The organism is Bradyrhizobium sp. USDA 372, from assembly GCF_053629095.1.
The window spans coordinates 1,039,087-1,060,862 of sequence record NZ_JBRJHR010000001.1; the positions used below are offsets into that span (position 1 = coordinate 1,039,087).

At 64.6% G+C, this 21,776-nt stretch carries 20 protein-coding genes; 4 read left to right on the plus strand and 16 right to left on the minus strand.

Annotation, left to right across the window (positions count from 1 at the left end; translation table 11 throughout):
- Positions 1-144 precede the first annotated feature (144 nt).
- Positions 145-531, plus strand: coding sequence for a VOC family protein (locus tag AB7M16_RS05075; protein WP_172783241.1), 387 nt, complete (start codon positions 145-147; stop codon positions 529-531).
- A gap of 55 nt (positions 532-586) precedes the next feature.
- Here AB7M16_RS05075 and AB7M16_RS05080 read toward each other — a convergent pair whose 3' ends face one another.
- Positions 587-1,084 carry a hypothetical protein gene (locus AB7M16_RS05080; RefSeq protein WP_453943303.1) on the minus strand — a complete coding sequence of 166 codons (498 nt, stop codon included), beginning with the start codon at positions 1,082-1,084 and terminating at the stop codon, positions 587-589.
- A 252-nt stretch (positions 1,085-1,336) separates the two neighbouring features.
- Between AB7M16_RS05080 and AB7M16_RS05085 the strand changes: the two genes are divergently transcribed.
- Positions 1,337-1,690: a GrlR family regulatory protein gene (locus tag AB7M16_RS05085; protein WP_260379699.1), complete on the plus strand. Its 354-nt coding sequence runs from the start codon at positions 1,337-1,339 to the stop codon at positions 1,688-1,690.
- On the opposite strand, the gene AB7M16_RS05090 is transcribed toward AB7M16_RS05085, so the two are convergent.
- From AB7M16_RS05090 to AB7M16_RS05140, 11 genes are all read right to left on the minus strand, one after another.
- Positions 1,691-4,378: a PAS domain S-box protein gene (locus AB7M16_RS05090; RefSeq protein ID WP_172783239.1), complete on the minus strand. Its 2,688-nt coding sequence runs from the start codon at positions 4,376-4,378 to the stop codon at positions 1,691-1,693. It abuts the gene before it with no gap.
- Between the two features lie 118 nt (positions 4,379-4,496).
- Positions 4,497-5,411 (minus strand): DMT family transporter, encoded by a 915-nt coding sequence (locus AB7M16_RS05095; RefSeq protein ID WP_453947132.1) that lies wholly within the window; start codon positions 5,409-5,411, stop codon positions 4,497-4,499.
- Between the two features lie 78 nt (positions 5,412-5,489).
- Positions 5,490-6,287 carry an NUDIX hydrolase gene (locus tag AB7M16_RS05100; protein WP_453943304.1) on the minus strand — a complete coding sequence of 266 codons (798 nt, stop codon included), beginning with the start codon at positions 6,285-6,287 and terminating at the stop codon, positions 5,490-5,492.
- Between the two features lie 4 nt (positions 6,288-6,291).
- Positions 6,292-7,245: a dihydrodipicolinate synthase family protein gene (locus tag AB7M16_RS05105; RefSeq protein WP_453943305.1), complete on the minus strand. Its 954-nt coding sequence runs from the start codon at positions 7,243-7,245 to the stop codon at positions 6,292-6,294.
- Between the two features lie 153 nt (positions 7,246-7,398).
- Complete coding sequence (locus tag AB7M16_RS05110; protein ID WP_453943306.1) at positions 7,399-8,280, minus strand: SDR family oxidoreductase; 882 nt, start codon at positions 8,278-8,280, stop codon at positions 7,399-7,401.
- A gap of 182 nt (positions 8,281-8,462) precedes the next feature.
- Positions 8,463-9,323 carry a MaoC family dehydratase gene (locus AB7M16_RS05115; RefSeq protein WP_172783235.1) on the minus strand — a complete coding sequence of 287 codons (861 nt, stop codon included), beginning with the start codon at positions 9,321-9,323 and terminating at the stop codon, positions 8,463-8,465.
- A gap of 205 nt (positions 9,324-9,528) precedes the next feature.
- Positions 9,529-9,918 carry a Zn-ribbon domain-containing OB-fold protein gene (locus AB7M16_RS05120; RefSeq protein ID WP_172783234.1) on the minus strand — a complete coding sequence of 130 codons (390 nt, stop codon included), beginning with the start codon at positions 9,916-9,918 and terminating at the stop codon, positions 9,529-9,531.
- The gene (locus AB7M16_RS05125) at positions 9,918-11,075 is read right to left on the minus strand and encodes a thiolase domain-containing protein (protein WP_453943307.1); all 1,158 of its coding nucleotides are present in this window, start codon (positions 11,073-11,075) and stop codon (positions 9,918-9,920) included. Before AB7M16_RS05125 ends, AB7M16_RS05120 begins: the two co-directional genes overlap by 1 nt.
- A 905-nt stretch (positions 11,076-11,980) precedes the next feature.
- Entirely contained in the window at positions 11,981-12,487 is a 507-nt protein-coding gene (locus AB7M16_RS05130) for a DUF4262 domain-containing protein (RefSeq protein WP_018322308.1), read from the minus strand.
- Positions 12,488-12,529: 42 nt separating this feature from the next.
- Positions 12,530-13,546 (minus strand): hypothetical protein, encoded by a 1,017-nt coding sequence (locus AB7M16_RS05135; RefSeq protein ID WP_453943308.1) that lies wholly within the window; start codon positions 13,544-13,546, stop codon positions 12,530-12,532.
- 212 nt (positions 13,547-13,758) lie between these two features.
- On the minus strand, positions 13,759-17,250 hold the full coding sequence (locus AB7M16_RS05140; RefSeq protein WP_453943309.1) for an indolepyruvate ferredoxin oxidoreductase family protein: 3,492 nt from the start codon (positions 17,248-17,250) through the stop codon (positions 13,759-13,761).
- 282 nt (positions 17,251-17,532) lie between these two features.
- Between AB7M16_RS05140 and AB7M16_RS05145 the strand changes: the two genes are divergently transcribed.
- Positions 17,533-18,738, plus strand: coding sequence for a cytochrome c (locus AB7M16_RS05145; protein WP_453943310.1), 1,206 nt, complete (start codon positions 17,533-17,535; stop codon positions 18,736-18,738).
- A 105-nt stretch (positions 18,739-18,843) separates the two neighbouring features.
- On the opposite strand, the gene AB7M16_RS05150 is transcribed toward AB7M16_RS05145, so the two are convergent.
- Complete coding sequence (locus AB7M16_RS05150; RefSeq protein ID WP_172783230.1) at positions 18,844-19,488, minus strand: trimeric intracellular cation channel family protein; 645 nt, start codon at positions 19,486-19,488, stop codon at positions 18,844-18,846.
- Between the two features lie 166 nt (positions 19,489-19,654).
- Here AB7M16_RS05150 and AB7M16_RS05155 point away from each other — a divergent pair, with 166 nt between their 5' ends.
- A complete protein-coding gene (locus tag AB7M16_RS05155; protein ID WP_172783229.1) occupies positions 19,655-20,047 on the plus strand; it encodes a hypothetical protein in 393 nt (130 codons plus the stop codon).
- 159 nt (positions 20,048-20,206) lie between these two features.
- Here AB7M16_RS05155 and AB7M16_RS05160 read toward each other — a convergent pair whose 3' ends face one another.
- Genes AB7M16_RS05160 through AB7M16_RS05170 form a run of 3 tightly spaced genes read right to left on the minus strand, consistent with a single transcriptional unit; the run spans position 20,207 to position 21,751 of the window.
- Positions 20,207-21,016 carry an isocitrate lyase/PEP mutase family protein gene (locus AB7M16_RS05160; protein ID WP_453943311.1) on the minus strand — a complete coding sequence of 270 codons (810 nt, stop codon included), beginning with the start codon at positions 21,014-21,016 and terminating at the stop codon, positions 20,207-20,209.
- A 42-nt stretch (positions 21,017-21,058) separates the two neighbouring features.
- On the minus strand, positions 21,059-21,418 hold the full coding sequence (locus AB7M16_RS05165; RefSeq protein WP_453943312.1) for an antibiotic biosynthesis monooxygenase family protein: 360 nt from the start codon (positions 21,416-21,418) through the stop codon (positions 21,059-21,061).
- A 24-nt stretch (positions 21,419-21,442) separates the two neighbouring features.
- On the minus strand, positions 21,443-21,751 hold the full coding sequence (locus AB7M16_RS05170) for an NIPSNAP family protein (RefSeq protein ID WP_453943313.1): 309 nt from the start codon (positions 21,749-21,751) through the stop codon (positions 21,443-21,445).
- Positions 21,752-21,776 lie beyond the last annotated feature (25 nt).

A 21,776-nucleotide genomic window follows, 5' to 3' on the forward strand; every position in this document is an offset into this window, starting at 1 on the left:
GATGGACTCGGCCACAACTTACCTTAATCCGGCCAACGAACTAAGGTTCCCGCGGATCATGCGAGTCGGCAAGGCGGTGGCGACCACCGGCCGAGGCCGCTAACATGCGCCGCAACATCGAAAACACCCTCTGGAGACCATGAAATGCCATTCGCCGTCACTTGGGATCACGTCCATCTGCGCAGCCCCGATCCGGAGGCAACGGCGGCCTGGCTGCGGGACATCCTTGGTGGCGAGATTGTGCACGCGCCCGGACGGATCGACGTGAATCTCGGCGGCGCCAGGATCTTCATCGCGCCGCTCGAGGGCGATGGCGCGGTCAACCCGCCGCCTCCGCACCCGCATCAGGGCCTCGATCATTTCGGCTTGACGGTGAAGGACATCGACGCCGTCGCGGCCGAGATCAAGGCCAAGGGTGTCACCTTCACGCGCGAGCCGACGACCATCCGGCCCGGCGTACGCATCTGCTTCATCCGCGGGCCCGAAGGCATCTCGATCGAGCTGCTCGAACGCGACAAGAAATACACCTGAGGCGCCGCCGGCCCTAACAGGCATCCGAGCCGGCGACGAGGTCACGCCCGAGGGGCTAGGTCATGCTACCGGGCATAAAGCAGCGGATGGTGACGCCCATGTAGCCGTAGATTGGCCAGACCATGGTGCGTCCCACCCGGTTCGGCTCCGAGATCACGGCCTCCTCGGGCACGTCGACCCAGACGAGCTCCTGCTGCTGGCCATCGAGCGCAGAGCCATAGCGCGGGACGCGGACGCGATAATGCCCGTCCTTGCTGTCCCAGTCGGAGTCCGAGACCGCCGAACCATCGGCATCAGAGCAGCAAGGCCCTTTGCCGCTGCGCAGACTATCGAACCAGGACTTCAATTCGGGATTGGTGTTGGCGAACTGCCCGCGGTCGCGCGCATGCCCCGAGGAGGCTGCGAGCGCGATCAAGGCCAAAGCGCACGCCAGCCTCGTCGGGTTTCGCCGGCGTATCGCATAGCCAATCCGCCGTCGTTCGCTTTTGCAATTCGTGGGACGCGCACTGTACAGACGCGGCTCATCGCCGCCGGAATCGATCCAGTTGGTCACGTTCGTCTTGCTCCAGCACCCCGCGGCCAGTGCAACAATGGTTATGCATTTCGCGGGCCAACTCTGATTCGCAACGTTAGGCCTCGCCTCACCATCAGAGCGTCATGATCGTGTCACGGACAAGCCGGGACAACTACGGCTCGCAGGCCGCTGCTGGCCGGCAAACTGCCGCGTTGCGCGAGGAGATAGGCTTTGGCATAAAAGCCGGACCGGTTACGCCATTGGGCGATGGCGGCCGGCCTGCGGGACGTTATGAAGAACGGCCTCTATTCAATTCACGTGACCCTGCTCGATGGTCGAGTCGGCAAGGGCAGCGGCGTGATTCTTTTCCGCGACGGCAAGATTCTCGGCGGCGATGCCTACCTCTATTACACCGGCAGCTACACCGTGAAGGACAGCGGCACCTTCAAAGGCGAGGTGCTGGTGCAGCGGCACACCTCGCCTCGCGGCGATGATAATCCGCTGTTCGGCGGCCCTGCCCCGGTCGGCATCGGCGTCAGCGGCACCTACACCGACACGCGCGCGGAAATGACGGGCACAGCGCTGGTCGGCAAGGCCAGCCTGATTTTCGGCGCCACCCTGCATAAGCTCGCGGACGTCGACTAGCTATTCCGCGGCCTGTTCGAGCGGTGCAACACGCGGCAGGATCATCTGGATGCGCGTGCCGCCACCCGGCTCGGAATCGAGATCGAGCCGGCCGCCGAGCCGATTGGTGACGATGCTGTAGACGATGTGCAGCCCGAGGCCGGTGCCGCCCTGGTCGCGCCGCGTCGTGAAAAACGGATCGAAGGCGCGGCGGCGGACGTCGAGCGACATGCCGCAACCATTGTCGGAGAAGATGATCTCGACGTTGTCCTTGCCGGACTCGCGCACCTGGATCTCGATCGTCCCGGGCCTTCCGTCCGGGAAGGCGTGCGCCACCGAATTCAGGAACAGATTGGTCAGCACCTGGCCGTACGGGCCGGGATAGCTGTTCATGGTCAGATCCGGCTGACATTCGACGTTGAGCGTCAGATTGTGCTTACGCAGCCCCGGCCGCAGGCTCATCACCACCTGCTCGGTGAGGTCGCCGAGATCGAAGGTCCGCTGATCCGAATAGTTGCGGTCGGCGGCGACCTGCTTGAACGACTGGATCAGCTCGGCGGCGCGGTTGAGATTGGAGACGAGCTGCGAGGACGCATCGCGGCTGGTGTTGAGGAAGTCATTGAGCGTGGAACGGCGCAATTCGCCGCGCTCGACTTCGGCGCTGAACATCGCGGTCTTGCGCTCCAGCGCGGAGGCGACGGTGAGGCTGATGCCGACGGGATTGTTGACCTCGTGGGCGACGCCGGCGACCAGGCGCCCGAGCGCGGCCAGCTTCTCGGCCTCGATCAGCGAGGCCTGCGTTTCGCGCAAATTGCGCAGCGCGGTCTCGGCGGCTTCCTTGGCCTTGCGCATCTCCTGCTCGCCGCGCTTGCGCTCGCCGATATCGAGCGCAACGGTCACGATCCGCTCGATCTCGCCCTCGGGGTCGAGCAGCGGCAATTTGTTGACCAGCCATTGCCGCATGTTGCCGGAAGCGTCCTGGTACTCCTCCTCATAGAAACCGAGCCCCTTGCGAAGCTTGAGCACCCGCTTGTCGCTCTCGTCGGACTTTGCCGCGCCGTAGCGCGACATCAGGTCGGCCGTGGTGCGGCCGAGCGCCTCGCCGGGCTCGATGCCGAAGATGCCGGCCATGTAGCGGTTCATCAGCACGTAGCGCAGATTGCGATCCTTGACGTTGATCACCGCGGGCACGGTGTCGATGACCTGCTGGAGCAGGCGCCGGCCTTCGGCGATGGCCTCCTCCGCCCGCTTCTGGTCGGTGATGTCGCGCAGCGTGCCCTCGTAGCGGACGATGTTGCCCGCTTCGTCGCGCACGCCGGTGGCGCTATCGGAGAGCCAGAGGATGTCGCCGCTGCGCTGGCGCACCTGATACTCGAACTCGCGCACCATGCCGTCGCGCGCCATCAACCGCTGATATTCCGCGCGCGCCTCGGGGTGGACGTAGATGGTGTGAGCGATGTCGCTGATGCTGTCGATCAGCTGCTGGGGGCTGTCATAGCCCATCATGCGCGCCAGCGCCGGATTGGCGTTGAGGAGGTCACCGGCCGGCGTCGTCACATAGATGCCGTCGATGGAGCCCTCGAACAGTTTCCGGTAGCTCTCCTCGGCGAGGCGCTGCTCGGTGAGCGCGCGCACCGCCGCCTCGCGCGCGGTGTCGGCCTCCTCCAGCGCGCGTCGAAACACTTCGGCCGCCCGCGCAATGTCGCCGATCTCGTTGTCGAGGTCGGCGGATGGAATCGACGTGTCTTTCCGGCCGGCGGCGAGCGCGCGAATGGATCGCGCAATCTGAGCGAGCGGACGCACCGTCCTGCGCACCACGAACCACGCAGCGCCGATGCCGATGAGCACGCCGACCGTGCCGAGCACGATGCTCTGCCATCGCGCCTCGGTCAGCGTCCGGGCGAAGTCGCGCGACAGCACGTGGCCGCGCCGGGAGCTGACCTCACGCAGCAATTCGGTGACGCGGCCGATCAGCCGGCCTTCCGTTCCCAGTACCTCGCGATCGATGTCGGCGATCTGCCGCTCGCGGACGGCGACGGCCATGATGGCCTCGGCATAGTCATTCACCGCCGACTTCAGCTTGGCATCGCCAATATCGAGCCCCCGCATTCCCTGTGCGGCCTGCTCGGCCGCGGACGGGTTGCGCGCCAGCAGTCCGAGCGCGATCCGGCTCTGCGCCTCGGACAGGCGGGACGCCAGCTCGCGGTCCGGGGTGCTTGCGACGGCTTCGTCGAATTGTTCGCGCAGCGGCGGCAGTCCGGCGAGCAGCTGGGCGCGGCGGTCGATCAGGGTGGAGATCCGCTCGAGGCCGGTGCGATAGGTCGCAAGCCGCTCGGTGACGCCGTCGATCATGTCCTGCTGCTCGGGCGCGAGCTCGATGCGGGTCTTCTTCAGGATATCGCTGAGCGTCGAGGCCGCCTCGCCGACCTGCTGGAACTGGATGCCGGCCCCGGGATCCGTGACGAAGTCGCGCGCGGCAAGGCGCAATTCGTTCATGCGGCGATCGATGTCCTCGGCGAGGTCGCCGACGCTCTGCAGCCGCTGCAGCTCGGCGAAGGTCGTATCGATGTGCCGGATCGCGATCACGCTCGCCGTCGAGGTGACGATGATCACCGCCAGCACCAACAGGAAGCTGCCGAAGGTGAGCTGGCCGATGGAGAGCGAGAAGGTTCGCCTTTTCTCAGGGGGCGGCGTCAATTCGGCGGACATTGGTGGCTTGAGGACCGGACTGCTGGAAGTCCAATATACGACGTATTGCTGCCCGGGGGGAACATGCCTCGGGACGCGGAATATCGTTAATATCGGGACTTGGCGCCCGCCTTCAGCTTTACGACAGTTTGACTCTGGCTGCCCTGCGGGCCGGGATCGTCATGGCGGCGACGCCGAGGACGACGCAGGCCAAGCCGATCCAGGCGGTCCGGCTCAAGGCCTCGCCGAGGAAGGCGACGCTGATGGCGACCCCGATCGGCACCCGCAGATAGGCCTGCGCGGTGGTGCCGACCGAGCCCAGGGTCTGGATCAGGCGGAAATAGATCACGAACGCTGCCGCGGTCGAAAACACCGCGAGCGCCGACAGTGCCAGCACCGAGCTCAGCGAAGGCGACAGCGTCCAGGGCTGCTCGACGAGCAGGGAGGCCGGGATCAGGACCGCTGCCCCCGCCAGCAGCGAGCCGGCCGCGGGCGCCATGGGATCGAGGCCTTTGAAGCTGCGGCCGAAGATCGCGGCGCAGGCATAGCAGATGGTGGCGGCGACGATGGCCGCCTCGGCGATCAGGCCGCTGCCGATCTCATGAAAGGCATCGACGCCGACGATCAGCAGGATGCCGGCCATGCCTGCGACCACGCCGAACAGCTTTCGTGGTGTGGTTGCCTCGTGACGGGTGATCAAGGCCGTGAGCAGGAAGGTGAAGATCGGCCCGGCCGAGTTGAGGATGGTGGCGAGGGCGGCGTCGACATGGCGCTCGCCCCAGGCGATCAGCGTCCAGGGGATGACGCTGTTCAGCACGGCCTGGAACGCGAAGCGCTGCCAGCTCGCGACATCGGTCGGCATTCTGATGCCCCGCATCCACATGATCACGAGCAGCAGCAGGCCGGCAATGGCCGTGCGCGCCGCGATCAGCGTGACCGGCGGGATGGTGGCGACGCCGAGCTTGATGAAAGTGTAGGAGCCGCCCCACAGCGTTGCGAGCGCGACCAGCAGGGCCAGCTCGAGCGCGATGTTGGTGTCCTGCCGGGTGTCCATGGTGCGCATTCCGTCCTTCTCGTGGACGGAATCTAGCGCCAACGCGGCCCTCGATACTTCGTTCAATATCGAAGTGTACTAGCCGACCGCCCCAACCTCGAACACCTCGCCGTCATAGCCGGCGTCGCGAGGGATGCGGAGCTGGCGGCCCGTTTCGGTCTTGGTCATGACGGGCATCACCGTGACGATGGAGAGGCCGCGGGCGTGCTCCAGCGCCGCACTCACGCTCGGCTGCTTGGCGAGCCGGATCAGGTTGCGCGTGGTCGGGAACGGCAGCTTGAAGCGGCCGCTCTCCCCGCCCTCCACCGCCTCGCGCGGCGAGATCCAGATCGAATCGGTAGACTCGCGGCCGTCATGCGCGCCGAGCTGGTCGGGCGGTGCCGCCGCGAGGAAAAACCAGGTGTCGAATCGCTTCGGCATGCCCTCGGGCGTGATCCAGTGGGCGTAAGGCACCAGCGTGTCGAGCGCGAGCTGGAGACCGATGTCGCCGAGAATGCTGAGGAAGCTGATCTTGTGCTCGTTGAGCGCGACGCGATGCTTGTCGGCGATCTCGCCGGCGCGCTTGGCGTCGATTGGCGCGCCAGTGTCTTTCGACCGCGCCAGCAGAATGCCGCTCTCCTCGAAGGTCTCGCGGATTGCGGCGATTCGGAAGCCGCGGTCGGCTTCGCTGAGGCCTTCGCCGCCCGAATAGAGGTCGGCGCGGGCGACGATCTCGTTGTCGCCGGCATCGACGCTGCCGCCGGGAAACACCAGCGCGCCCGAGTTGAACTCGATCTGATGATGGCGAACCATCATGAAGACTTCGATTTCCCGTGCTGCGCCGTCGCGCAGCAGCAGGATCGTCGAGGCCGGGCGTGATGCTGATGTCTCGGCCATGCAACTAACCCGCGGCGCTGGATTGCGGGCCGAGATTGGCGCGCTTGTCGAAGCGGGCGACCCGCGACAAGAGATAATCGACCTCGGCCTTGGCCGTCGCCGTCATCGTCGCGCCGGGCTTGCGCTGCGCGCTGGAGGCGATGATGCCGCGCTTCTGGAGCACGTATTTGCGCACCGTCAGGCCGACGCCGGGCTGCTGCTCGTAGCGGATCAGCGGCAGATGCGCGTCGAAGATGTCATGCGCGGCGTCGCGCTTGCCGGCCTTGGAGAGGTTCACGACGTCGATCAGGAGCTCGGGGAAGGCGTAACCGGTCATGGCGCCGTCGGCGCCGCGCTCCATCTCGAAGTCCAGGAACGTGCCGCCATTGCCGCAGAGGATCGACAGCGGACGAAGGGAGCCGTCTTTCTGGAAGCCGCGCAACGTCGAGATCTTCTCCAGGCCCGGCCAGTCCTCGTGCTTGAGCATCACGCAGTTCGGATTGTCCATGACGATCTTGCGGATCACGGCGGGGGTGAACACGACCTGCAAGGTTAGCGGATAGTCCTGCAGCACCCAGGGCACATCAGGGCCGATCGCTTCCGCCGCCTGCTTGAAATAGCCGACGATCTGGTCGTCGGTGCGAAGCGAGGGCGGCGGCGCGATCATGACGCCGGCCGCGCCCGCGTCCATCGAGGCCTTCGCCAGCGAGCGCATGGTGGCAAAGCCCGGCGCGGAGACGCCGACGATCACCTGCATCTTCCTGGCGCGCTTGACGTAGCGCACCGCCACCTGCTCGGCCTCGACGGCATCGAGCTTGGGCGCCTCGCCGAGGATGCCCAGCACCGTGACGCCGTCGCAGCCGACCTCCTCGTAGAAATCGGTCAGGCGGTCGATCGAGCGCTCGTCGATCCGGCCGTCGTCGTGGAACGGCGTCGGCGCGATTGCGAAGGTGCCCTTGGCGTCGGCGGTGAGTTTCATCGTCTTTCCTTGTCTCTCTCTTTGTCGTCATTCCGGGATGGCCCGCAGTGCCAGGCCCGGAATCCATAACCACGGCTGGTGGTTATGGATTCTCAGATACGCAATTGCGTATCATAGCTCGCGACTTCGTCGCGCCCCGGAATGACCGTGTGGCTAAAACCGCCGCGCCCCCATCTTGATCTGCTCCTCGGAGAAGAAGATCTCCTTGGCGTGATCGACGATGTCCTGGGCCTTCCAGCCCGAGTGCGGCGGCTTCCAGCCTTCCATCTCCATCATCCGCATTTCGCGTACGCCGCGGGGCCCGGACACGCCCAGCACCTTGCCGGTCTGGTCGCCCGACAAGTCGCTGACCATGTATAGCACGGCCGGCGCGATGCCGTCCGGCCCGAGCGCGGCGCCGGGGTTCTCCTTATAGCGGGGCAGGTCTGCGGTCATGCGGGTCAGGGCGCCCGGGGCCAGCGTCCAGACCCGAATGTTGTACTTGCGACCCTCAATCGCGAGCACGTTGGACAGGCCCCAGATGCCGCCCTTCGCCGCACCGTAATTGGTCTGGCCGAAATTGCCGATCAGGCCTGAGGTCGAGGAGGTGTTGACGATGACGCCGCCGCCGTTTTCCCGCATCCAGCGAAACACCGGCAGGGTGCAACAAAAGGTGCCCTTCAGATGGACCTTCATGACCTTGTCCCAGTCGGCTTCCGACGCTTTTGCGAAGGTCTGATCACGCAAAATGCCGGCATTGTTGACGAGGATGTCGGCCCGGCCGAAGTGCTTGATGGCGTCGTCGAACACCGACTGACCGCCTTCCATGGTGGAGATGTCGGCACCGTTGGCGACCGCCTTGCCGCCCTCGGCCTTGATCGCGTCCACCACCTGCTGCGCCATGGACTTGTCGGCGCCGGAGCCGTCGCGGGGACCGCCGAGATCGTTCACGACGACCGAGGCCCCTTCCCGCGCGAACAGCTTTGCATAGGCCTCACCGAGCCCACCGCCCGCGCCGGTGATCAGCGCAACCTTGCCGTCGAGTAGTCCTCCCATGGTGGCGTCTCCCTGTTTCTATTCTTTCGTGTCCCGGACGCGATGCAGCGTGAAACGCTGCGTCGCAGAGCCGGGACCCAGTTCTTGTCGGGCACTCTGGGCCCCGGCTCTGCAGCGCACCGCACCGGACGATGCTTCGCATCGCCGGGAACGTTGCGCTGCGTCCGGGGCACGAGACCGACCTAACCCAGCACCGTCTTGCCGTTCTTGATCACCGTCACCCCGCGCGACTTCACCTTGGCTTCGAACGAGATCACGTTGCCGTCCTTCCAGAGGTCCATGGTCACGGTCTCGCCGGGATAGACCGGCGAGGAGAACCGCGCGACGTGCTGGCGGAAGGCGCTCGCGTCGTAATCGGCATAGGTCTGCAGCACGCCGCGGCAGGTGATGCCGTAGGTGCACATGCCGTGCAGGATCGGACGCGGGAAGCCGGCCTTCCTGGCGAACTCCGGATCGGAGTGCAACGGGTTGCGATCGCCGCAGAGGCGATAGACCAGTGCCTGGTCGGGGCGCGTGGTGATGTCGATGGTCTTGTCGGGCGCGCGTGATGGGATCTTGTGCGGATCCGGCTGCGTCAGGTTCGGTCCGCCGAAGCCGCCATCGCCGCGGGCAAAGCGCGAGGCGACCAGCGTTGCCAGCTTGTCGCCCTTCTCGTTCTTCAGCACGGTCTGGTGAACGATGACGACGCCTTTGTCCTTGCCCTTGTCGTAGACTTCGAGCACGGAGGAGTCGGCTGTGATGTTCGCAGCGACCGGCAGCGGCTGATGGAAGGTGATGTCGCGTTCGCCGTCGACCACCATGACGCGGTTGAGATTCATCTCGCCGGGCCCCGAGCCCCAAGCCGCGACGGAGGCGAAGGTCGGCACCACCTTCAGCGGGCGCGGCGTGTATGTGCCCTCGTTGACGAAGGCGAGCTCGTTCTCGTCCATGGGATCGGCGCCGAGCCCGATGCCGTAGGCGTAGAGCATCACCTCGCGGTCGGTGTAGGCGTATTTCTGGCCGAGGTTTTTCAGGCCTTTGAGCTCTTCGTATCTGGCGGACATTTGTTTGTCTTTCTCCCAGGTATCTCCGCGAGCAGCGGCGCTCGTTAATGTGCCCTCTCCCCTTGTGGGAGAGGGCAACGAGAGCCGTGCCGCAAACTCATTTGGGTAAGGGGTTGCTTCCACATCGATAGCTCTCTCCGTTGAGACAGACCCCTCATCCGGCGCTTCGCGCCACCTTCTCCCACAAGGGGAGAAGGGAAGAATCTTAGACAGCCGTGAAGAACGGCAATGGTGCGCCGTCGGTCGGCTTGAACACCACCTTCACCTTCTGGCCGATCTTGAGCTTCTCGAGATCGCAGTCGACGAAATTGGTCTGCACCGAGGGCCCCTCCTTCAGCGTGACGTAGCCGATCGCATAAGGGCCGGTCGGCGATTTCCGCATCAGGCTGTAGGTGTAGATCGTGCCCTCGCCGGAAGCCTGCTCCCACACCGTCTTGTCGGAGTAGCAGAACGGACAGATCGAGCGCGGGAAGTAATGCGCCTCGCCGCAGGCGGTGCAGCGCTTGATCATGAACTTGCCCTCTTTCGCCGCGTCCCAGAACGCGGCGGTTTCGGGGTTCGTGACAGGTGCCGGATACTTTTTCACTTCGCTCATCACACGCGCTCCAGAATGGCCGTCGAGGCGGCGTGGCGGACGCCGAGCAGACCGCCGGTGCCGTGGGCGATGGCGAGATCGCAGTTCTTGACCTGCACCTTCGGATGCGCCTCGCCGCGCAGCTGCCTGACAGCCTCGAGGATCTTGGTCATGCCGCCGCGGTTGACCGGATGGTTGCTGCAGAGGCCGCCGCCATCGGTGTTGAACGGCAGCTTGCCGACGCCCGAGATCAGATTGCCGTCGGCGACGAATTTGCCGCCCTCGCCCTTCTTGCAGAAGCCGAGGTCTTCGAGCTGCATCAGGACAGTGATGGTGAAGCTGTCATAGATCGAGGCGTATTTGATGTCCTTCGGCGTGATGCCGGCTTCCTCGAACGCGCGCGGGCCGGACCAGACGCCGGCAGAATATGTGAGGTCGAGATCCTTGCCGCCGCGCGGACCCTTCATGGCTTCGCCATGGCCGATCAGGCGCACCAGCGGCTTCTTCAGGCTCTTGGCAATCTCCGGTGTCGTCACGATCAGCGCGCCGCCGCCGTCGGAGACGACGCAGCAATCCATGCGATGCAGCGGATCGGAGATCATCGGCGAGTTCAGGACATCCTCGACAGTGACGACGTCCTTGAGCATCGCATGCGGATTGTATTGCGCATGATGCGAGGCCGCGACCTTGATCCAGGCGAGTTGCTCGCTGGTGGTGCCATAGTCGTGCATGTGGCGCATGGCACACATGCCATAGGCATTGTGCGTGGTCGCCCCGTAAGCGGATTCGAAATCGGCCTCGGCGCCGGCTGCGCGGGGCGGCATCGCGCCGGTGCGCGGCTTGCCGGCGAGCGTAACGAGCGCGATCGAGCATTTGCCCGCGGCGATCGCCTCGGCGGCATGGCCGAGATGGATGATGTAGGAACAGCCGCCGGTCTCGGTGGAATCGATGTGGCGGAGCTTCTTGGTGTTCAGGCCGAGATAATCGACCATCGGCCAGGCGCCGCCGGGCGCATCGCCCGCGCAGAAATAGCCGTCGACATCGTCCTTGCTGATCCCGGCATCCTCGATCGCACCCTTGGCGACCTCGGCATGAAGCTGGGCGGTGGATTTGTCCGGCGCATGCCGGGTCGGGTGTTCGTAGATCCCGGCAATGTAGGCCTTGCCCTTGATGGTCAAAACTTCTGTCTCCGCTCGCGTCTCGTCTTGGCTCTTTTTTCTGAACCGCACCGGGCTGATTGGCAAGCGCGGAAATATTCCGCGCCGCGAGAGAGCGGCGGGTGAGCGCAAGTGGTGTCCATCCCAAAGCCGGCCTTGGATAGGAAGCGACCCTGCCCGCCACGTCGTCATTGCGAGGAGCTCTTGCGACGAAGCAATCCAGAGTCCCGCAATGGAGGGATTCTGGATTGCTTCGCTGCGCTCGCAATGACGGAGTTCGCGGATACCGACGTCGCTCTTTCCACTCACAACTGGATCGCAGACACAGTCCCGCATCCTCGCGGCGTATCTCGCCCGAGTTATGCTCCCGTCTTGCCTCCCTCCGGAAACAGAGGGCGCAGGGAAGACCGGGTGCCGGCTGGCACCCACGGTCCGCTGTGCGCGAATTGCGCGAAGAACAGATGCACAGCGGCATACAGGTGAAGCCAAACATCCGGCTTATGTCGCGCTCTCCCCGGGGAGCGATGCACTATTGCCCCCGTCGCCTTGCGAGTGACCCGCAAGACTTGACGCACAGACCCCGGGCGCCAGGACCACACGATTTTGCCGTACGCGAGACCGCGCCCGTCGTGCACGAGAGACAATCCCCCCGCGCGACGCAGCCCGCGTCCACCGCCGCTCATCCCGCGTTTCGTGACGATCGCGATACGCCCCTCTGAGAGGGATGAGGTGGCGGATGGATACGCCAATTCCGAATTTCGGTAAAGCGGAATGTTTTTGCACGCCCGGATTGACCTACGGCGTGGGTGTTTGCCTGACGGGCAACGCAAGCGATGGTGTCGTAGGGTGAACAAAGCGGAGCGTGCCCACGTCTTTGGTGGCATCCGGCGAGATGGTGGGCACGGCGCTTTGCGCCTTTGCCCACCCTACGGGACCTTGCGCCGTCCCAACCAGTTGCCTTCCGTCAGGTCGGGCTGTGCGGCACGGGCCTCAGCGGATGCCTCCGCAGCCCAGGGAAAATGCCCGTCGCGATCGGGGTACGCGACTTGCAGGCATTCGAACTCATCATTGCCGTAGAACCATCTGCTCCATCCGAGATGCGAGCGGTAGTGCTGCAACGACACCGGAAGGAGCACGGCGGCGACATTCTCAAACAGCGCATCGGTGGGCTCGCCAACCAGCGGTCGCCGTCCTGCGTCGAGTTCGTGGTAGATCGTCCAGAACGTATCCTGGGCGGTCTGCTGCCCCATTGAAAACACGATCATCTCCGGAAACCTGAACTTCAGCCAGAATCCGGTCGTGTAGGCGAAGCCCGGTCCTTCGCCATCGGGGAAGACATGCGTGCCAAACCAGCCGTGATTGCGAACTTTCTCGACGAAGTTCTGCTCGTGCTTATCGAGCCGATCGGGAGGCGCATCAAGAGCTGTGAACATTGCTCGCTCGTCCGATACGAGGGGTGAAAGACAGACTCTTCGCTACGAGGCGGTGCTCGGGCTCGCGCGATAACGGAACGCGGTCAGCCCGGCCATTATCAGGCCGAGGACAAGAAAAACAGCGCCTCCCTTCACGCCAAAACTGTCCTGGTGTTGGCGCTCGGCCGCGTCGTCGACGATCAGGGGTCGCGCATCAGGTCTGCCCGTGAGATAGCGGATCCTGATCTGTCTGACGGTCTGGACGCCGTTGCGCGTGATCTGCCGCCAGAACGCCGGGCTGATATGGGTCGGTCCGTAGGCCTGCTGTCGTCCGCTCTTGTCGGTCCACGCCAGCGTCACGAGATAGCTCGGGGCCTCACCGGCCTTGTTCACCTCACCGTAGGCGCGGGTCACATCGGCGGTGGCTTCATCGCCATGGGCAAGGATCTCATTCAACGTGCTTTGCTCAATGTAGGAGTTCACCAGCATGTAGCCGCCGAACGGAAGCATCACAGCAGTCAGGGTCCCGAGGATGTAAGGAAAGGGACGTCTTGCTCCGGCGGCGATCGTCGCACTCCCCGGCCCGCCTCGACGCGCCGACCATGTCTGCCATCCGATCACGAGCATCAGGAGCACGGCGCAAACGCCTGCTCCCGCCGCCATGAACCTGGACATGGACCGGATATGGTTCAGATGGTCGTCGAGATCCTCGACAATGACCGGAAGCGATGAATCGTCGTCAACAGCCTGAATGGGAATCGTCAGGAGCTTGAGCTGATTGCCAACCATGATCCGCGCCGCATAGGCAGCACTGACCGCAATGCCCGTGCGCTCGCGCTGGACGCCATCCCTGCCGGTCCACTGCAATCCGATCGACAGATTTTCGTCGACATAGCGCGGCCAGCCGCCGTCAAACACGAACGGAAACCGCGGCGAGACGACTTTGGCCGAAATGATCTTTCCGGTGGTGCCATAGCCATCGCGCATGACGCGTTCGATGGCATGCTGATTCCAGAACATCCCCAACGCCGCCAAAACACCGACGGCCAGGAACAGAATCAACACAGTGCGCAATGACATCGATCATCGCCCCGCATAGCGCAGGGCCGCATCGCCCGGCGCACCTCACTATCGCAAGTTGCTGATATCGCGGCGCCACAACTCTTGTCAAACGGATGAATTGTCGTCCGCTGGCGTAGGGCGGATTAGCCGAAGGCGTAATCCGCCGTATTGATCGCCACGGCAATAGGTGTGGCGGATTACGCTTCGCTAATCCGTCCTACGAGACCGCCCTACTCCGCCGCGATCTGCCGTGGCGCCGGCGGCGGGTTCGCCAAATCCGCGGCGAGCTGGGCGTAGCGGGCCTTGGCGTCGTGTACGGCCTTCTCCTTCACCGGGCCGTAGCCGCGGATGCGGTCGGGCAGCGAGAGCAGCTCGACCGCGGTGTCGATCGTGACGGGCGACAGCAGGCCGAGCACGGTGGCGACGTCCTTTTCATAGCCGGCGATGAGGTCGCGCTCGAGCTTGCGGTCGGCGCTGCGGCCGAAGATGTCGAACGGCGTGCCGCGCAGGAACTTGAACTTGGCCAGGACGCGGAAGACGTTCAGCATCCACGGGCCGAAGGCGCGCTTCTTAGGACGGCCCAAGGCATCGACACCGCTTGCCAGGATGGGCGGCGCGAGGTTGAAATTGAACTTGAAGTCGCCCTCGAACTGGTCGCGGAGCTGCTGCTCAAAGGCGCCGTCGGTGTAGAGGCGTGCGACCTCGTATTCGTCCTTGTAGGCCAGCAGCTTGGCGTAGTTCACCGCGACTGCGCGCGGCAGCGCATCGCCATAGCCGCCCTTCGCGGCGGCATCGCGGACCTGGTCGACCAGCTTGCGAAAGCGCTTGGCGAGACGAGCGTTCTGGTAGGCGGTCAGATGCTTGGCGCGATGCTCGATGACTTCGTCCAGCGTCATGGCATCCAGCGTCTTCGGCGCGATCACCCCGTCCGCGCCCTTCAGCATGTCGGCAAGACGCTGGGGATCGGCGACTGCGAGACGGCCGAGGCGGAAGGCTTCCTTGTTCATCTTGATCGAGACGCCATTGACCTCGATGGCCTGCTCGATTGCTTCCGCGGAGAGGGGCAACAGACCCTTCTGATAGGCATAGCCCATCATCATCATGTTGGTGGCGATGGCATCGCCGAGCAGCTGCTCGGCAGGCTTGGTGAAGTCGAAGAACGCTGAATCCTTGTGCAGCGCGGTTTCCAACAGCCCGGTCAGCTTGCGGGTCTGGAAATTGAAATCGCGGTTGAGGACGAAGTCGGCGGTGGGAATGACGTGGCTGTTGATGATGCCGCGGGTGCGGGTGGAGTCACAAAGGGTGATCGTGTCCTTGGCGACCGCGACGACTTCATCGGCGGCGAGCACGAGATCGGCCGTGCCGGTGACGATGCGCGAGCAGGTCACCTCGGCAGGATGATCGGACAAACGGACATGGCTGAGCACCGCCCCGCCCTTTTGCGCGAGGCCCGACATGTCGAGGATCATCGAGGCCTTGCCCTCGATATGGGCGGCCATGCCGAGCAGCGCGCCGATGGTGAGCACGCCGGTGCCGCCGACGCCGCCGACGGCAATGTTATAGGGCTTGTCGAGCGTCGGGCGTGAGGCCGGCTCGGGCAGCGCGCCGATCTCGGCGAACTCGGCAGGCGCGCGGTGGCGCGGCGCGCCGCCGTCGATGGTGACGAAGGACGGACAGAATCCCTTCAGGCAGGAATAGTCCTTGTTGCAGGACGACTGGTTGATGGCGCGCTTGCGGCCGAACTCGGTCTCCAGCGGCTCGACCGAGATGCAGTTCGACTGCACCGAGCAATCGCCGCAGCCTTCGCAGACGGCCGGATTGATCATGACGCGGCGCGCCGGATCCTCCATCAGGCCGCGCTTGCGACGACGGCGCTTCTCGGCGGCGCAGGTCTGCACGAACACGATCGCGGAGGTGCCCTTGTATTCGCGGCACATCTTCATGACGTTGTCGAGCTCGTCGCGGTGATACTTCTTCACCCCGGGCGCGATGGTGTCTGCCGGGTAAGCGTCGGGATTTTCCGAGACCAGATAAATTTCGCTGATGCCCTCGGCATGAAGCTGGGCCATGATCTTCTGCGGCGAGAGATCGCCGTCATGACGCTGGCCGCCAGTCATGGCCACCGCGTCGTTGTAGAGGATCTTGTAGGTGATGTTGGCCTTGGAGGCGATCGCCTGGCGGATGGCGAGAATGCCGGAGTGGAAGTAGGTGCCGTCGCCGAGATTGGCGAAAATGTGGTTCTCGTTGGTGAAGGGCGCGATGCCGACCCAGGGCACGCCCTCGCCGCCCATATGCGTAAACGTCTCGGTCGAGCGGTCCATCCACAGCGCCATGAAGTGACAGCCGATGCCGGCCAGGGCGCGGCTGCCTTCGGGGACTTTCGTCGAGGTGTTGTGGGGGCAGCCGGAGCAGAAATAAGGAGTGCGGGAGACCGGCGCGACAGCCTGCATTTGCGTGGCCTGGCGGCCGTTGAACCAGTCGGCCTTGGCGCGGAGCATCTCCGCGATCTCGGGGTTGAGATCAAGTCGAAGCAGTCGCTCGGTGAGCGAGGTCGCGAGCGAGGCGACGCTGAGCTCGGCGGCGAAGGTCAGGAAACGCTTGTCGTGCTCGTCCATCTTGCCGACGATGCGGGGCCGGACGTCGTCGCGCCAGTTGAACAGCTCCTGCTTGACCTGGTTCTCGACGATCTCGCGGCGCTCCTCGACGATGAAGATCTCCTCGAGCCCGACCGCGAAGTTGCGCACGCCCTCCGGCTCCAGCGGCCAGGGCATGCCGATCTTGTAGAGGCGAAGGCCGATTCGAGCGGCGACCTCCTCGGTGATCCCGAGCTCGCGCAGCGCCTGGCGCACGTCCTCGTAGCTCTTGCCCGAGGCCATGATGCCGAAACGCGCATTCGGCGAATCCATGGTGACGCGGTTGACCTTGTTGGCGCGGGCAAAGGCGATGGCGGCAAAGCCCTTGTAGTCCTGCAGGCGGCGATCCTGCTCGAAGCGGTCGTCGGGCCAGCGCAGGTTGAGGCCGCCGGGTGGCAGCTCGAAATCGGTGGGGATGATGAACGGCTTCATCTCGTCGGTGAGATCGATCTCGGCGGTGGTCTCCACCGTCTCCGTGATCACCTTCATGCCGACCCAGCAGCCGGAATAGCGCGACATCGCGATGCCGAGCAGGCCCATCTCGATCATCTCGTGGATGCTCGAGGGATAGAGATAGGGCATCAGCGCCGAGATGAAGGCGTGGTCGGACTGATGCGGGACGGTGGAGGATTTGGCGCCGTGGTCATCGCCGGCAAGGCAGAGCACGCCGCCGTTCTTGGCCGAGCCCGCGGCATTGCCGTGGCGGAACACGTCGCCGCAGCGGTCGACGCCCGGGCCCTTGCCGTACCAGATCCCGACCACGCCGTCGTATTTGGCGCCCGGCGAGAGGTTGAGCTGCTGCGAGCCCCACACCGCGGTCGCGGCGAGGTCCTCGTTCACGCCCGGCTGGAACTTGATGTTGTACTGCTCGAGGTGCTTGCGGGCGGCGAACAGCTGCTGGTCGTAACCCCCGAGCGGCGAGCCGCGATAGCCCGAGATGAAGCCCGCGGTGTTGAGGCCGTTGGCGCGGTCGCGCCGGATCTGGGCCATCGGCAAGCGGACCAGGGCCTGGATGCCAGTGGTGAAGACAGGTCCGGTCTGCTGCGTGTACTTTTGATCGAGACTGATCGGACCCTGGTTGATGCCCATGCTGTCCTCGTTTGCGCCCTGTTCAGGTCTTGCTGACTTAAGTCGTTGCCTGCCCGTTGTTTTTAGCTAGGGCGCGCCGACCATCTGCGCCACTCTATGTCGGATATTTCATGATCCGCACCACAAATCTGGACCAAAGGAGGCCTCGGGTAAAAATCGCAATTTCGTGGCCTGAAACACGTTGGCGATTTTCAATTTGTGTCACCATACCCCCGTCGTTGCGAAATGAATCGACGCTGCGTTCATGCGGGTGGGGTCGATTGGTCGCAGGAGAGACCGAGCATGCGGACGATTCTGGCCGGTATCGCGTTGTGCAGTGCAGTCGCCAGCGCGGCGATTGCCGAGCCGGCGCCGGAGCTGATCGCCTATGGCAAGGCGCTGGTCGAAGCCGGCGACTGCGCGGGCTGCCACACCGCCGATCCGGCCAAACCGTTTGCCGGCGGCAAACGCATCGACACGCCCTTCGGCGCGATCTACGCGCCGAACCTGACGCCCGACCGCGACACCGGGATCGGCGCCTGGGCGGATGCCGATTTCACCCGCGCCCTGCGCTATGGCATCGCGCCCGACGGCTCGAACTATTACCCGGCGTTCCCCTACCCCTACTTCACGAAGATGACGAAGGACGACACGCTGGCGATCCGGGCCTATCTCGGCAGCCTTGCGCCCGTCGTCAGCCGCAACAAGCCGCCGGAACTGCGCTGGCCATTCGGCTATCGCGGCCTGATGCGGATCTGGAACGCCCTGTATTTCAAGCCCGGCCTGTTCGAGCCGGACCAGAGCCAGAGCGCGGCGTGGAACAGAGGCGGCTATCTCGTCACCGGGCTCGGCCATTGCGGCGCCTGCCATACGCCGAAGAACTATTTCGGCGCCGACAAGCAGGCGCAGGCGCTCTCGGGCAATGAGGTCGGCGGCTGGTACGCGCCGCGGCTCGACGGTGCCACCCGCACGGGGCTGAAATCCTGGAGCGAGGCAGACATCGCCGAATATCTGCAGAGCGGCCGCAACGCCAGGAGCCATGCCGGCGGACCGATGGCCGAGGTGATCGTTGGCTCGACGGCGAAGATGAGCGATGCCGATGTGCGTTCGATCGCGGTTTACCTGAAGAGCCTGCCGCCGGCGCGGCGCGAGACGATCGTGACGCCGCCCGAGGAAGCCGAGATGACGGCCGGACAGGCCGTCTATGCGAAGCTCTGCGTCGCCTGCCACGAGACCGACGGCACCGGCAGCCCGCGCATCTATCCGCCGCTGCCGGGCAATGCGCTGCTGCAATCGGTCAATCCGTCCTCGACCTTGCGCATCATCCTCGACGGTGCTCACACCGTGACGACACCGCGCGCGCCGAACATTGGCGAGATGCCTGCTTACGCCAAGCAGCTGTCCGACGCCGAGATCGCCGCGGTGACGAACTACATCCGCAATTCCTGGGGCAATGCGGGCCCGCTGGTGACGCCGGCGCAGGTGGCGAAGGCAAGGAAGGAGAAGTAGTCAGCTCTCTCCCCGTCATTGCGAGCGCAGCGAAGCAATCCAGCATCTTTCCGCGGAGGGACTCTGGATTGCTTCGCTGCGCTCGCAATGACGGCGTGGATGGAGCTATCGCTCCTCATCCCCCGTGAAGACAAACTTCGGCATCTCCCATTTGTAGCGCACCGCAAGCAGGCGGAAGCTGATGCCGAGGACGAAGGTCAGGATGGTCCAGAGCTCCGCATTGAGCTTGAGACCAAACGCGGTGGCATAGAACAATCCCGTCACCACCGAGACGCTGGCGTAGAGCTCGGAGCGAAACAGCAGCGGCACGTCGTTGCAGAGCACGTCGCGCAGCACGCCACCGGCGCAGCCCGTCACCATGCCGGAGACGATGACGATGGGCAGTGTCGCATCCATCTGCCAGGCCACGTCGCAGCCGGCCATGGTGAAGACGACGAGACCGATGGCATCGAGCACGATGAAGGCGACCTTCAGCCGGTGCACGAGACGCGCAAACAGGATGGTGAGGAAGGCGGCGCCGCCGGCGAGCGCGAGATAGATGGGGCTCTGCACCCAGGCCAGCGGATAATGTCCGAGGAAGAGATCGCGCAACGTGCCGCCGCCAAGCGCGGTGATGCAGCCGAGGAAGCAGACCCCTAGCCAATCCATGCTGCGGCGTCCGGCGGCAAGCGCAGCCGTCATGCCCTGCGCGGCCACCGCCACAAGGGACAGGAAATGCAGCACGCTATCCGTCGGCGGCAGGCTCCACATCGCCGTGTTCCTCCTCCCCGATATGGAACTCAAGGCCCGGGGTCAGACAGAACAGGTTCCCGATTCCCCGGATGGGGGCAATATGCGACGAAAGCATCAGGTGGCGCGGAACAGAATCTCGCAGCTGTGGGTTGTCCGGGGGTCATAACCCGAGGAGATCCAATCGATGGCTGACGACCGTTTTCCCAACGATCCGTACCGCCCGAACCTCGCCGACGATGAGTATACTCGCGCGGCGCGCCGGGATGCCGACCTGCAGGCCGATCCCGAGCTCGGGGAAGGTCCCGCCTCCAGCGGCAAGATCGCACTGTTCGCGGTGGCCGTCGCCCTGGTGCTGGGCGCGGTGTTCTACGGCTTGAACAACACGACCACCGGCAACCAGGCGAGCAACGAGCCGGCATCGCGAACCGCTCAGCAGACCGCGCCGGCCAGTCCGGCCGCACCTCCCGGCATGCGTGACGTGACGCCACGCAGCAACACTGAGCCGGGCACGACCACCGGTGCCGCGCCGAGCAGGCCGGCCCCGACGACGCCGGCTCCGTCCGACGGCGCGAAGTAACATTTCGCAGTAAAAGCGCGAGAGCGGCGGGATCCAACATCCCGCCGCTTTTCGTTTGTCTAAAGCGCGATGAGATTTGGACGAATCGTCATCGCGCTTTAGATCTTTGTTTGAGCATGATCGTTTCGGAAAACCGCTTCACACTTTTCCGGATCATGTCTAGCCGAACATCTTGTTGAGCTCGCCACCGGGATAACCGCCGCCGAGCTCGGTGAAGGTGCCCTTCTCCGCCATCTCCTTCGCCGCGCGCATGAAGCCGCCCCAGGCGGCGCGAGCCAGCGAGCCGCCGACGCTGATGCGGCGCACGCCGAGATCTTCGGCTTCCTGCAGCGACAGGCCGGACGCGCCGATCAGAAGATTGAACGGTTTTGGTGCGACAGCCTTCACCACTGCGGCGATGTCCGCGCGGCTCTTCAGACCCGGCGCATAGAGGCAGTCGGCGCCGGCATCGGCATAGGCGGTGAGCCGGTCGATGACGAGCTTGAGATCCGTCACGCCCCAGAGATACGCCTCGCATCGGCCGACCAGCAGCGTGCCGCTGTCGCCGATCGCCTTGCGCGAGGCCTTGATGCGCTGGACGGCCAGCGCACGGTCGTAGAGCGGCTTGTCCTTGTCGCCGGTGGAATCCTCGATCGACAGGCCGGCGACGCCGGTGCGCACACCGCGCTCGACATTGTCGGCGACCTTGTCGGGCTCGACCGCAAAGCCGCCCTCGAAATCGGCGTTCACGGGGATGTCGACGGCCGAGCTCAATGCTGCCAGATGCTGACAGACGTCCTCGACGGTGACGTGGTTGTCGGCCTTGCCGATGGTCCAGGCAAAGCCCGCGCTCGACGACGCAATCGCCTTGAAACCGAGATGCTGCAAGGCTTTCGCACTGCCGACATCGACCGGATTGGGCAAAATGAAGCAGCCGCTCTCGTGCATCTTCCTGAACGTCGCGCGCTTGTCAGCGGTCGTCACGTGCATGTTTCTCTCCCTTGTTGGCCGCGCAGAGATAGGCGTGCGTTCTCAACTCCGCCAGTGCGCGCCGTGCACGGCGCGGCTGTCCTTCGGGGCCTGCTCGCGGTCGGTCATGCCATAGTCCCGGATCACGCTGGCGATGCGCAGGTGATAATCGGCGAAGATCTGTGCCCTGCCTTTGGCCTGGGTGCGGCGGTGCTCCATGGTGTTCCGCCAGGCGGCGACTGCTGCCTCGTCGCGCCAGAACGACACCGACAGGATCTTGCCCTTCTCAGTCAGGCTCTCGAAACGCTCGACCGAGATGAAGCCGTCGATGGTCTGCAGCAGCGGCTTCAGATCGGCCGCGAGGTCGAAATAGTCCTGGCGGTGTTCCGGCTTGGGCCAGACCTCGAAGATCACGGCGATCATGGGCGTCTCCTGCTGTTGGTGGACTTACAATACCACCTTGCGCAGGAAGGTGCGTTCTTCGGCGAGGATGAATCTGTGTTCCTCGGCGAAGTGGAAGTTGGCCATGCCCTCGGAGTCCTGCCGCAACCGCGCACGATAGGCTTCATAGGCGGCCAGGCTCTCGAAGCTGATCAGCCCGAACGCGATGTTGTTGGTGCCCTCGTGCGGCATGAAATAGCCGATCAGGTCGCCGCCGCATTTCGGGATGATGGTGAGCCAGCGCTTCGCATATTCCTCGAACTGGGCGCGCTTGAACGGATCGAGCTGGTAGCGGATGAAGACGGTGACGGACATGATGGGCTCCTGTTTCCATGGCGTC